This is a genomic window from Paenibacillus sp. YAF4_2 (assembly GCF_052113225.1).
Classification (GTDB): Bacteria; Bacillota; Bacilli; order Paenibacillales; family Paenibacillaceae; genus Pristimantibacillus.
The window spans coordinates 13393-26534 of the sequence record NZ_JBFRCT010000004.1; the positions used below are offsets into that span (position 1 = coordinate 13393).

General features: G+C 48.3%; 9 protein-coding genes. 7 read left to right on the forward strand and 2 right to left on the reverse strand.

All coding sequences use genetic code 11. The features are described from left to right. Window positions 1-521: 521 nt before the first annotated feature. On the reverse strand, window positions 522-2564 hold the full coding sequence (locus AB4Y93_RS10580; RefSeq protein WP_441891644.1) for a beta-galactosidase: 2043 nt from the start codon (window positions 2562-2564) through the stop codon (window positions 522-524). A 180-nt stretch (window positions 2565-2744) separates the two neighbouring features. Here AB4Y93_RS10580 and AB4Y93_RS10585 point away from each other — a divergent pair, with 180 nt between their 5' ends. The 6 genes from AB4Y93_RS10585 to AB4Y93_RS10610 all read left to right on the forward strand — a co-directional run bounded on the left by AB4Y93_RS10585 (window position 2745) and on the right by AB4Y93_RS10610 (window position 8453). Then, a complete protein-coding gene (locus AB4Y93_RS10585; RefSeq protein WP_441891646.1) occupies window positions 2745-3590 on the forward strand; it encodes a helix-turn-helix domain-containing protein in 846 nt (281 codons plus the stop codon). A 196-nt stretch (window positions 3591-3786) separates the two neighbouring features. Continuing rightward, window positions 3787-4317 carry a MarR family winged helix-turn-helix transcriptional regulator gene (locus tag AB4Y93_RS10590; RefSeq protein WP_441891648.1) on the forward strand — a complete coding sequence of 177 codons (531 nt, stop codon included), beginning with the start codon at window positions 3787-3789 and terminating at the stop codon, window positions 4315-4317. 31 nt (window positions 4318-4348) lie between these two features. Continuing rightward, a complete protein-coding gene (locus tag AB4Y93_RS10595) occupies window positions 4349-5803 on the forward strand; it encodes an aryl-sulfate sulfotransferase (protein WP_441891650.1) in 1455 nt (484 codons plus the stop codon). Window positions 5804-5814: 11 nt separating this feature from the next. Next, complete coding sequence (locus AB4Y93_RS10600) at window positions 5815-6852, forward strand: ABC transporter substrate-binding protein (RefSeq protein WP_441891652.1); 1038 nt, start codon at window positions 5815-5817, stop codon at window positions 6850-6852. Window positions 6853-6864: 12 nt separating this feature from the next. Further along, window positions 6865-7677: an ABC transporter ATP-binding protein gene (locus tag AB4Y93_RS10605; RefSeq protein WP_441891654.1), complete on the forward strand. Its 813-nt coding sequence runs from the start codon at window positions 6865-6867 to the stop codon at window positions 7675-7677. Further along, window positions 7674-8453, forward strand: a complete 780-nt coding sequence (locus AB4Y93_RS10610) for an ABC transporter permease subunit (RefSeq protein WP_167279344.1) — start codon at window positions 7674-7676, stop codon at window positions 8451-8453. Before AB4Y93_RS10605 ends, AB4Y93_RS10610 begins: the two co-directional genes overlap by 4 nt. Window positions 8454-8528: 75 nt before the next feature. On the opposite strand, the gene AB4Y93_RS10615 is transcribed toward AB4Y93_RS10610, so the two are convergent. After that, window positions 8529-9539 carry a LacI family DNA-binding transcriptional regulator gene (locus AB4Y93_RS10615; protein ID WP_441891656.1) on the reverse strand — a complete coding sequence of 337 codons (1011 nt, stop codon included), beginning with the start codon at window positions 9537-9539 and terminating at the stop codon, window positions 8529-8531. Window positions 9540-10063: 524 nt separating this feature from the next. Between AB4Y93_RS10615 and AB4Y93_RS10620 the strand changes: the two genes are divergently transcribed. After that, window positions 10064-13090 carry a glycosyl hydrolase gene (locus AB4Y93_RS10620; protein WP_441891658.1) on the forward strand — a complete coding sequence of 1009 codons (3027 nt, stop codon included), beginning with the start codon at window positions 10064-10066 and terminating at the stop codon, window positions 13088-13090. Window positions 13091-13142 lie beyond the last annotated feature (52 nt).

Sequence of the window (13142 nt, forward strand, 5' to 3'; positions counted from 1 at the left end):
CTGTTTCTAAAACCTAAATCTGTAACTCATCTTATCGCCCCCCTTCTCTCAGATGCTGCTTAGCACTGCACTGATAAACGAAAATAACCCGTTTACTACAATAAATGTAGGAGCGGGTTCCCTTGCTTAAGTTATAAATTAAATTAGCTGCCCATCTATTAGTATGATGGCCTACTAAGGTCGAGTGAGCTTTTTTCCAACGATTCTTTTACCAACCTACACCGTTGCTTATAAACAGGAAAATGCCTTCGCTTTTGATAGCAAGTTCCTCATCATGTTTCAATCTAGGACAAGTCGTTATCTTCTTCTTCTACCATTCGTATACTCATAATGAATTTTTGTAACGCTCCTGTAATATTCCACTCAGGTTCATTTCATGATTGGCTCCTATAATAAAGGACAAGACCCCCCTTTATTTATATATTTCTCTTTTGCAGCCTGTGGCCCCCGTGCCGCAGGCTATTTGTTTCTTAATACAACAAGCCCCCGTGGATAATCCCGCGGGGGCTTGTTCTTTATTATTAAAGCTCCAGAATCATAACGCCGTACGCCGGCATCTCAACCTCATTCTCTAGTGTTGCTCCTGTCAGAAGATCTTTGGTTGCCCGCTTCACTTGAAGTGTAGCTGACTGATCGGAGTAGTTCAGCAGGAAAGCATACGATGCATCCTCTGAAGAACGAATGCCAAGCTCTACTGCAGCAGGAACTTCTAACCAGTCTGCGATTGGAGTGGAGATGCTCAGCTCATCCAAGATAGCATCTACAACCGGCTCGCTATAAGCTGCGCCGTAATACCATACCTCACCTTTACCAACTGTACGCCGGGTTAAAGCTGGCTCACCTTTGTAATATTCCGAGGCATAATGAGCTACTACCTCCGCTTCCGGATTTTGAACGTTCAATACCTCATTAAATGCGACGGCTTTTGTTCCTGAAGGAACACGCCCCTCCCAATTCAACTCTGCTGGTTGAATGGTCCCTTTTATTAAAGTGAAATCCTCAACCGTTATGCCGCACAGCTCTGCAACTGCACCTGGGAACGGACGCATGTAGCATTGTCCCGTCGGATTCTTATAGCCTGTACGGGCGCCAAAAAATAACTTGCCGCCTTGCTCCACATATCTCGTAAGGAGTTCAGCCGTCTCATCTGTCATAATTGCCGCATGCGGATAAACGATCACTTTATATTTCGATAAATCCTCCAAGGTGGTGTTCGACCGTAAAGTAAGGAGATCAGCCGGAATATGACGGTATTGCAGCTGCTTATACCAAGAGCCTTTGCTCTGCCATTGCAGCGGGCCATGCCATTTGTCCATCTCTCCATCCCAGAGATTATCATAATCCTGCATGATGGCCACTTCTGCTTGGTATTTCGTTCCGGCAATTAAGGCACCAATCTTCTCGAATTCCCCGCCAACCTGTGCAACTTCTCTAACCCGTCTGTTCGGCTGATTGTGGTAATCATTGATTCCATGCCAATAAATTTCTGTCCCCATCGTTGCTGTACGCCAGCGGAAGTAGACCAGCAGATCCGTACCATGCAGAACGGATTGATAAGACCACAACCGGATTTGTCCCGGCCTTGGAGATCCCATCTCCATCCGATCTACCCAGCCGCCTGGACCAGATTGCTGCTCCATCACGCAGAAGTTCGGCGAGATCGAACGAACGTTAGACAAACTCATGCTCCAGCCACGATCTTTAAGTGAGTTCTCATCATTTCCCGGGAAAATCGTCGAAAACTGCGGGTACGAATCGTAAGAGAAGAAATCGAGCAACTCATCGGTCAGCTCATGACTGTCCAGATGTCCGAATAAACCGTTTGTTGTCACCCAATGCTGCGGTGCTAGCTCACGGATAATGTCCGCTTGAAGCTTAGCAAACGAGATGACATTATCCGAGATAAAACGCTTTTCATCTAATGCCAGATGTGGATTCGGCGACTCGGTCTGTGACAGGTGCAGTTGCTCCCAAGCCGTATATGTCTGACTCCAGAAGACGGTTCCCCAAGCTTTATTCAAATTGTCCAAAGTCTCATACTTCTGTCTGAGCCACATCCGAAATGCGGCATGATCAGCCTCGGCATAAAAAACGTTCTTCTCGCAGTTGAACTCGTTATCGATCTGCCAGCCAATAACCGCCGGGTGATCCTTGTAAGCGCTGACCATATTACGCACGATAAGCTCGCAAAGCTCGCGGTATTTCGGACTGGAGTAATTATAATGACGTCTCATGCCGTGCTTGATAAGCTCACCATTCTGATGGGCGTTTAATACTTCCGGATATTTATGCGTCAGCCATGCCGGCGGCGTCGCCGTTGGTGTACCTAAGATAACCTTCAGCCCATATTGATGTGCCAGGTCCATCACCCGAGTGAAAAAACTAAAGTCAAATACGCCTTCCTCCGGCTCCAGCATCGCCCATGCAAACTCCGCCATCCGGATGACCGAAATATTCATCTCCCGCATCCGGCGGAAGTCATCCTCCCATAATTCCTCCGGCCAGTGCTCCGGATAATAACATACGCCTAACGTTAGCTCCTCCATTTGAATCGATTTTGCCATTGCAAGTCAGCCTCCCAATATCTCATGTACTACCCTCTATTCTAGTTGAAGTATCTTCGAGAAGGATATGACAAAAACATGCGATATGTATTAATATATTGTCATAATGTTTAAACAACGACTATGTGAATTGCCACTCAATTGAAATATTTATGAAAATATTGCGTTATGAGGTGCTTGATGAAAGAACATATTTTTCTGCCGAAGCCCATCTTCCCCAGACATAGCTGCTTCCCCGATTTTATCGGAGGGTACAGTGATTTTCCCGAGCATGACGTCAATCGCGAATATGCCACTACCGAAAACAATCTGGACCGCTATTATAATCTGCATATCGTTCTTGGCGGCAAGGGTTATCTGCATACGGACAGCATGACGTATGAGCTGACTGAGGGACAGGGCTTCCTATATGGTCCCGGTCTCCGGCAAACGTATCATGCGGATTCCCGAGATCCTTGGAATATTCGTTGGGTCCATTTTTTCGGCGTTCGTCTGGAGGAATTATTGGACGGGAAAGGTTTGGATGAGCCATGGCTGTTTCAATTATCTGATCCCACTCCTGCAGAGTCGTTAATAGAAAAGCTGCTGCAGCTAGGCAGAGGCTATGAGGTAGATGATGAATATGCAGCTGCCGCTACACTGTACGAGCTGCTCACCAGAATTCAAGCCACCGCTGCCCAGCTTAATGTGTCTGTGAATCAAGCTGCTGACAAAATACGTGCAGCGGCCAATTATATCCGTGCCCACTGCAGCGATCCCTTCACACTGGAACAGGCCGCAGCCATTGCCGGGTTCAGCCCGCATTATTTCAGCCGCAGGTTTAATAAAACGTTTGGCAAATCATTTTCCGATTTTCTGATGGAGTCCCGTATCCTACAGGCAAAGCGCCTGCTTGCTTCTACCAGCTTGTCCATTAAGCTCATTGCACTCGAAACCGGCTTCTCTCAGACCAGCTACTTCAGCAAATGCTTTAAGAGCCTGGAGGGAATGACCCCTCTGCAGTTCCGGGAAATGCATAAAACCTAATATTTTTAAATACCACTTGACGTATCGGAATTATGGAGTTAATATCAATCCATAATCCTTCAACGTTCATTCTTTTAACGTTGAACTAATTTCATAAAGCCGATTGGATAACCAAAGGCCCAACTCACGTACCTGAACACAGGACGTCTGTTGCGGCCTTTTTTGTTTTCTTAGAGGAGGGAATCAACAAGTTATCATGACAGATCTCATATCTCAAATGGAAGAAAATGATTGGCTGTTCAGGCGGATGGTTCGGAGATTCGTGAAGGAACGGGACAAAATCTCAATTGAGGACATTGCACTACCCGGTTTTCTTATTCTTCGGACCATACAGCAAAGCGGCTTGCAAAAGCTTGGAGACCTTGCGGAGCAGCTGGATCTAACCTCCGGTGCAATTACCGCGTTATGCGACAAGCTTGAGGCGAAAGGCTTCGCTGATCGGCGCCGAATGCAAGGTGACCGAAGAAACGTATGGCTGGACATTACAGAAGAAGGACGACAGCTGTTAGAACGGTATCCGAATCTCGGTCAGCGAGGCGTGAAGCTGCTATTTGGCGGATTTAATGAGGAAGAGTTAGCGAGTCAGAAAGAGATTTTCGAGAAGATTTACGCCAACCTGGAAAGCTTCTCCGAGAATTACATGGCACTGGTTAAAGAATACGAGCAGCAGGAAAAGCCAGCAGTACGGCCGCCGGCGGCGCCAAACAAGAATTTTTTGAATTATTAATCTATTACAATTCATTTGAGGAGTGTTGAACATGGGACATCCCACTATTTATCCAACTGGAGCAACTGTTTATTTGCCAGAGAAGGCTTGGAGCGGCTACACAATTTTCCAAGCTGCTAATGTAGGTGCACTGCTGATTGACATGAATGGTAAAGAGGTTCATCTGTGGAAAGGACTTCGCGGCTTCCCGAACAAGATCTTGCCAGGTGGTTATGTGGTAGGCAGCACGAAAGAACGAGATCCGAAATATGGCTTCCAGGATGAAGCCGATCTCGTCCAAGTGAATTGGGATGGAGAGATTGTATGGAAATTCAACCGTCTGGAGTACATAGAGGATCCAGGCTATGAGCCGCAATGGATGGCACGTGCGCATCATGATTATCAGCGCGAGGGCAATCCAGTCGGCTATTATGCACCAGGACAGGAGCCGCAGACAAATGGCGGACGCACCCTCATCCTCGCCCACCGTAACGTGATAAAGCCTGAGATTTCGGATAAATTGCTGTTAGATGACGTCATTATCGAAGTCGATTGGGAAGGTAATATCCTGTGGCAATGGGCGGTAAGTGATCATTTTGAAGAGCTGGGATTTGATGAGGCTGCCAAAAATGTTCTGTTTAACGATCCAAACGGCCGTCACTTCGGCAATGACACCGGCGGCGACTGGATGCATATCAACTCCGCTTCCTGGGTCGGCCCAAATAAGTTCTACGATGCTGGCGATGAGCGCTTCCACCCGGACAACATTATCTGGGATGCGCGAGAATCCAACATTATCGCCATTACAGACCGTCAAACTGGCAAGATCGTTTGGCAGCTTGGTCCGGACTACTCCAAGCCGGAAGTGAAGCATCTCGGCTGGATCATTGGTCAGCATCATGCCCACATTATTCCACAAGGTCTGCCTGGCGAAGGCAATCTGCTCGTATTTGATAACGGCGGCTGGGGCGGTTACGGCCTTCCGAATCCGGCATCCCCGGATGGACTGAAAAATGCTGTACGCGACCACTCGCGTATTCTTGAGATTAATCCTGTAACGCTGGAAATCGAATGGCAGTATACGCCAACTGAAGCCGGCTACATGGCACCGCTTGACTCTTATCGTTTTTATAGTCCTTACATCAGCTCTGCTCAGCGGCTGCCTAATGGCAATACACTCATTACGGAAGGTGCGGACGGACGGATTTTCGAGGTTACAAGAGAACATGAACTAGTCTGGGAGTACATCTCTCCGTACAAAAACAAAATCAATGCCAACATGGTCTATCGGGCTTACCGTGTTCCATATGAATGGGTACCGCAGCTCGATAAGCCAGCAGAAGAAGCCATCATTCCACTTGATGTTGCGGATTACCGCGTACCTGGCGCAGCAGTAAAAGGCACTAACTCGGTTGTAGAAGTGGTCGGAACTCTATCTTTCGAAGAGGGTGCGTTCTGCGTAGCGACCAATGATGAAAAACCAAATCCATCTGATGTAGAAAGCTGAGGGGAAATTCCATGAAAAAGTTTGGAATCCTAGCTACGATCATAGCCGTCACTTTCACCCTTGCCGCATGCGGCGGCAAGGACAATAAGCCCAGCCAAGCGGCGGCTGACCCAAATAACAATCAGCAGGCAGCAGCTGCCGCTGATCCTATTAAAATCAAAATTGCCGACACTTCAACCAATCCGGTCTTCCGTGTTGCGAAGAACAAAGGCTTCCTTGAGAAATACGGCATAGATGCAGAGATTATTACCTTCGCTACACCAGCAGAAGGCATTAACTCCTTATTTATCAAGCAGGCAGATATCGGCTGGGGCGCAGATTTCCCGTCACTAAATGCTGTAAGTAAGGGTGAATTCTCCATTATAGGAGCAACAGGCACAGATACGGAACAAGCGGCAGCACAATGGAAACTGTTCGTCCGGGACGATATTACATCTGCTGCAGATCTGAAGGGCAAGAAACTCAGCACGCTGCGCGGCACTTTCCTTCCTTATCTGTGGGATGTGTATCTGAAGGATAATGGTGTAGTCATTGATGATACCAAACAAATTGGCCAAGGCGGCTTTGACGAGTCTTATGTCGCGCTCAAAAAGGGCGAGATCGACGCCAGCTGGGTTATAGGCGCAACGCTAGTTGATAAGTTCAAAGCGATTGAAGGTGTTCACGAGTTGACCGATATGTCCAAGACATCGGTCCGGATCGGCGGTACCCTTATCGCCCCTAATTCCTTGATTAAGGATCACCCTCAGGCGATTGCGAACTTCCTGAAGGCACTCGATGAAACCTCGAAGTTCATTGCGGCTCACCCTGATGAAACGGCTGATATCCTGTTCAAAGAAACGAAACAGCCTAAGGAAGCAACCATCCGGGATTTGGCCACCAACAATTGGACAGTTGGCTTCACCCAGCAGTCATTCGACAGCTTGACGAATCAGAAGAACTATATGGTTGGAGCAGGCATCATCCAGAACGACTTCAACCTAGCCGATAAGCTGAGCCTGGACGGTATCAAACAGGCCCTTCCTGATTCATTCACCTACAAAGAATAGGAGGGATCGCAAATGCTGAATACAAATCCATCTCCAAATACCATTACGATCGAACGGCTGAATAAGAGCTATTCCGAGCTAAAGCCGGGCAAAAGTGGATCTGTACACTATATCATTAAGGATATTGATCTGGTTGTGAAGGGCGGAGAATTCTTCGTCTTACTTGGCCCAAGCGGCTGCGGCAAATCTACGCTGCTTAATATGATTGCAGGCTTTGTCTCCAAGACTGGAGGCAGCCTGCGCGTTGGTAACGACGAGGTCGACAAGCCTGGCAAGGAAAGAGCGGTTGTCTTCCAGCAGGCGGACTCCTCCCTCTTCCCTTGGCTGACCGTACGGCAAAACGTAGAATTTGGCCTAAAAATGAAAAAGATGCCTAAAGAGCAGCGGCATGAGATTTCGGACCGTTATATCCGGCTTGTAGGATTGTTTGGTCACGAGAACAAATTCCCTCGTGAATTGTCCGGCGGCATGAAGCAGCGCGTTCAACTTGCCCGTGTTCTAGCCAATGATCCAGCCATCCTCTTGATGGATGAACCGTTTGGCGCGCTTGATGCGATGACAAGAAGAATCATGCAAAAGGAACTAAGCCAGATTTGGCGGGAGACTGGCAAGACTGTTATTTTCGTCACACACGATATTCAAGAAGCGCTGCTGCTTGGCGAACGGATCGCCGTAATGTCCACCGGTCCTAATGCACGTATCTCAAGCATCTATCAGGTTCCGCTTGAGTATCCGCGTGACCCGGCATCACCTGCACTAAACGAGCTGCACCGCCGGATTCAATCTCACTTTGATGCCGAGCTGGAAGGAGGACTGTATCCATGAAGATTTTGCAGAAAAAATGGGTTACCATCCCCCTCCTCTGGCTGTTGACGTTTATCGTCTGGCAGATTGGTGCATGGATTTATGGTCCAGAGATTATCCCCGGCCCAGTCGCTACTTGGCAAGGTGCGCAGGAACTGATGAGCGACGGCTCCTTGATGCGATATATCGGCATCAGTTTTTACCGGGTATTTGCAGGGTGGGCGCTAGGCAGCCTTATTGCTATTCCGATTGGATTAACCATTGGCAAAGTAACCGCAATTCGCGTGTTCGCTGAGCCTTTCCTTAACTTCGTCCGATTCATCCCTCCTATCGCTTTTATCACTCTGTTCCTGGTCTGGTTCGGTATCGGGGAGCAGTCGAAGATCGCTCTAATTATGTACGCGACCTTATTCATCGTCATTATTAATACCTTAACGGGTGTACTCGCGATTGAGGAAGATCGGATCCGTTCGGCAAGAAGTATGGGCGCATCCGAGTGGCAGATTCTGCTCCATGTTGTTATTCCCGCTACAACGCCGTATATCTTTACCGGTATTCGGCTTGCGATGGGTACCTCCTATATGGCGATTATTGGTGCTGAGATGATCGCTGCAAACGAAGGCGTTGGCTTCTTGATCTGGAACTCCAGACTTTACTTCCGAACAGATTGGATCTTTGTCGGCTTAATCAGCCTTGGGCTGATGGGCTTCTTAACAGACCGTGTTGTCGGCTGGCTCGGCAGCAAGCTGCTATTCCGGTATGGTGTTATCTACTCTACCGCTGTTCGCCGGCGTTAGAATATAGCTGCAGCAAACAAAAGGAGCTGTTCCCTAAGCCACAACAATGGCCTGGAGAACAGCTCCTTTCTTATTCTATGAGCCGCAGCTTTGCCGTACAACCAGCTCTGGGGCAACCATCACCGAGCTCGACTGCAGCTGCCCATTCATCAGATCATATAGCATAAGCGCCGCCAGAAGACCAATCTTCTCTTTATCCTGCCTAACTGTCGTAAGAGGTGGCGTTACATAATTGCAGGCTTCAATATCATCGCAGCCAATGACGGCCACATCACCCGGAACATTTAGCCCCTTGTCTCTTAGAGCCCGCACGGCACCAATCGCAAGAAGATCGGAAGCAGCGAAGATGGCACGTGGAACGGTTCCCGCTTTTATCATTCTCGTCATGACCTCATAACCCGTATGCTCGAAAAAGTCATTTCCATTGTTGAAATGTGACTCTGTAACAGGCAGCCCGTAACGCTGTAAAGCATCTCTGTAGGATTGTTCACGGAACTGAGAAATCCGGCTTGTCCCGGAGCAGCCAATAAAGCCAAACTCTTTATACCCCTGCAGATAAAAATGCTCCACTGCCCTATTGGAGATACTGCTGTTATCTGACATAACATAACCGGATCTGTTGCCAGTGAGCTCAAGATCAATCCCGATACAAGGGATATCACTCTGATCCAGCTCTGCGATGCCCGAATCTATCTCATCCCCGGATATAATGACGCAGCCATCCACCTGATAGTGGCGGCATCTGGACAAGTAATCCCCTTCAGAATCCTCGAGTCTCTCATTCGAGAAGAAGAGCAGATCATAGCCTAGCAGACCGATTCGTTTCTTAAACGCATTGATCACATCAACAAAGAAGAGATGGTTAAATTCAGCATTAATTTTACCCGCATACACAACTCCAATAAGCTGTGATTTACGCCTCGAAGCCTTGTTTGCATTGGCAGATGGATAACCATGCTCCTCCATTATTTTAAGGACGCGCTCTTTCGTCTCCGTACCAACATCCTCGTAGTTGTTCAATATTTTAGAAACGGTAGATACAGATACACCCGCCAGTTCGGCGATCGTCTTAATCGTGATCTTCACAACTATTCCTCTCACTTCCGCGGGCCGTATGCCCTACTTCTCTCACTTTAATTTCATCCTATCATACTGCAGTCCGTTTCGGAAACACAACACTCTCCGAATACTAGTTTCACGAAAACTTTCGTAATATAATCAGGATTTAAGCCCTATTTTTGCTAAAAATCACATTTCACTCTTTACTTCGGACGGAATTCCATCCATAATCAAGGAGAATTTACGAAAACATTTCGTAATTATATCCCATCAAGCTTCTCCTCGATTTCGTATCCACCTCATCTCAGACACCAACAAGTCCACATCCTAGACACCAACTCAGATCAATCTATAGGCCGTTTAATTAACAGAGGACAGTTCCGGGAATTTCTCGTGTAATTCAGGAAGAATGGTCTTCTTTTTGTCGTTTTCCAATTCCGTTTTGGAAAGGGGTGATGCAGCCTGGACGCTGAAGCGTTCAAGCGCAAATTCGGCAATAAGGTTTGAATGCAGGTCATGGACTTACAGTTTAACATTCAAGGAGGAGACTCATGAAGAAGGGTATGAAGAAGGATATGAAATGGACCAAACTGATGGTATTAACCGCATTATTTGCTTTTACGATATTAGGATCATTTGCCTCTCCAGCAGCGGCCGCTACGATTGCGTCAGGTGCAGGCAGCTACACCACAACCCTGCCCGCAGGACAGACGGGACCACCGGGAACGATCTATAAAACGTCCAATGTCACAGGTGCCATGCCAACTAATGACTGGTGGAGCTCGCTTGCCTGGAAAGCCTACTCGGATGTTATGTTCCCCCACCCGCTTGCTGTTCAGGCCAAAGCCGACGGACTTGGTATCGGCTATCCGGTTCAATCCGGGAGTGCGGATGCGATGTTTGGCGCGTATGTGAATGATTTTACGCTTGGCCATTCTGCGCAATCGAATTTCCCTGATGCACGGGTTGATGCTTTCTCCGATTGGACGGTATCGATGCTGTTCAACAGCGGCGGAACGATGCGGGTAACTACCGGGCATGGCCTGCCGTTTATCTACAGCACCTACTCCGGCGGCCTGCCGAAGCTGACCTTCCCATCCACTCCAACGGTTTGGTCCGGTAGTGCATCAAGCAGCGTGCTGGGTGTTACAATTAACGGACATCATTACGGATTATTTGGTCCTACCGGTTCGACTTGGTCAGGGATCGGAACCTCTACCCTCACGAATTCATTAAACAGCAAAACTTATTTCTCCGTTGCTGTTCTTCCTGATAATACAGCAGCTACACTTAATGCCTACAAGCAATACGCCTACTCTTTTGTAACCAATACCACATCAAACTACTCGTATTCCTCTTCTACTAGCAAGGTATCTACGTCTTACAATGTAACCACACAAGCTATGGAGGGTACTCAAACCGGCACCATTATGGCACTCTACCCAAGCCAGTGGAAAAACACTGCGCAATCCCTTCTCCCTTACACCTACGACAGCGTCAGAGGAACCATGAAGACTGTATCGGGCTCATCCTTCACCACATCACTTACTTATCAAGGTATTCTTCCCTACCTTCCAGCCGTAGGCAGCTATAACACGACCACACTAAACAACTATATCGAATCCGTTCGGACCGAAGCTAACCACACGGTTGGGGCTACCGATACTTACTGGCTTGGCAAATATTTGGGCCGTATCGCTAATCTGCTGCCAATCGCGCAACAGGCAGGCAATACAGCAGCCGTTACGAACTTCGAAAACTATTTAGAGACGACATTAAGTAACAATCTGACTGCTGGCACAAAGACAAACAACTTATTCTACTATGATGGCAATTGGGGGACATTGATCGGCTACCCAGCCAGCTACGGTTCTAATGACACGCTGAATGACCATCATTTCCACTATGGTTATTGGGTTCGTGCCGCAGCAGAGGTTGCACGTAACAACCCAAGCTGGGCATCTAGTTCGAACTATGGCAGCATGGTCAATATGCTGATTAAAGATTTCGCCAACTGGGACCGCTCAGATACTAGATTCCCGTATATGCGCAACTTTGACCCCTATGCCGGCCACTCATGGGCATCAGGTAACTCTGAGTTTGCTGACGGCAATAACCAGGAATCCTCCTCCGAGGCGATCAACGCATGGTCCGCAATGATTTTGTGGGGGCAAGCAACTGGCAATACCGCGATCCGCGATGCGGGTATCTATCTGTATACGACCGAAGTCAATGCGGTAAACGAATATTGGTTTAATACAGATGGAACCAACTTCAAGAGCGGATACAATCATAACTACTCTTCGATGATTTGGGGTGGCAAATCTGTTTATGCGACCTGGTTCTCGGCGGATGTGCAGGCGATCCGTGGCATAAACATTTTACCGGTAACAGCAGCATCGGCTTACCTTGGATACAAGCCAACTTACTCTGCAGCCTTCCTGGCGCAAATGGCGTCCGAACGCGGCGGAAGTACGTCATGGTCGATGTGGCCGGATATTTTCTGGGAATACCAGGCGCTTTATGATGCAAGCGGTGCAATCAGCTTGTTTAATGCGAACCCAAATTACACGCCGGAAGACGGGGAAACGAAGGCTCATACGTACAGCTTCCTGTACAACATGCAGGCACTCGGACAGGTAGATACTTCCGTAACGGCCAACGTACCAACTTATGGCGTATTTAAGAAAGGATCTACCCGCAACTATGTCGCTTATAACGCAGGCACATCGGCGATCACAGCTACCTTCTCGGATGGCACAACCTTAAGCGTACCGGCTGGCTCCGTTGCCTCTTCCCTTGGAACCGTTGTTGTGCCAAGCGGCCCATCGATTACTAGTGTGAGTCCTTCTTCAGCAGCTGTGAACACCAGCGTTACTGTAACCGGCAGCAATTTTGGTGCTTCCCAAGGGACATCTACGCTCAAGTTCGGCTCTGTGACAGCAACCGTAACTAGTTGGTTGAATACTTCAATTACCGCTGCTGTCCCAAGCAGCCTCACGGCTGGCAGCTACAATGTGACCGTAACGACTTCAGCTGGTACGAGTAATAGCGTAAGCTTTACCGTTCCAGGAACTGCGCTTTCAAGCAACGTGTTATACGCGAAGTCCGGCTCCAGCTTAAGCTTCACGGCAGGAACCTCGGCAGCCAGCGATACGATTGCGAGCGCAGGCGGAGTCAACTATGATGGCACACCTCATAGCGCCACAACCTACACCATTACCGGCATTAACGCCACCTATGACTCTACGAAAGCAACCGCCTTCCATCTATTCGTTGATTCGGCGGCTAATGTCGGCAATGGCGTACAGGTTCAGGTCACTTATGATTTTAATGGCAATGGAAGTGCTACGAGAGCTGAGACCTATGGTTATTTCGCCACCAATGATGTAACCGGCTGGGAGGATTATACGCAAGGTGGCGGACCTCAATCCGCAACCGGCTCCTTCGCGAATATGAATAACGGTACGATCACCATTAAAGTATGGAGTGCGATTGGCAACGGAGCTTCCTCGCTGCGTGTTAATGCGAGCAGCGGCAACGGTCAGCAGTCAACGGTGACCATTCCGTATAAATAGATTTCAGCAAAAAAAACAGCCCTCTCTTCTTCCTATTTGGAAGTGGAGAGGG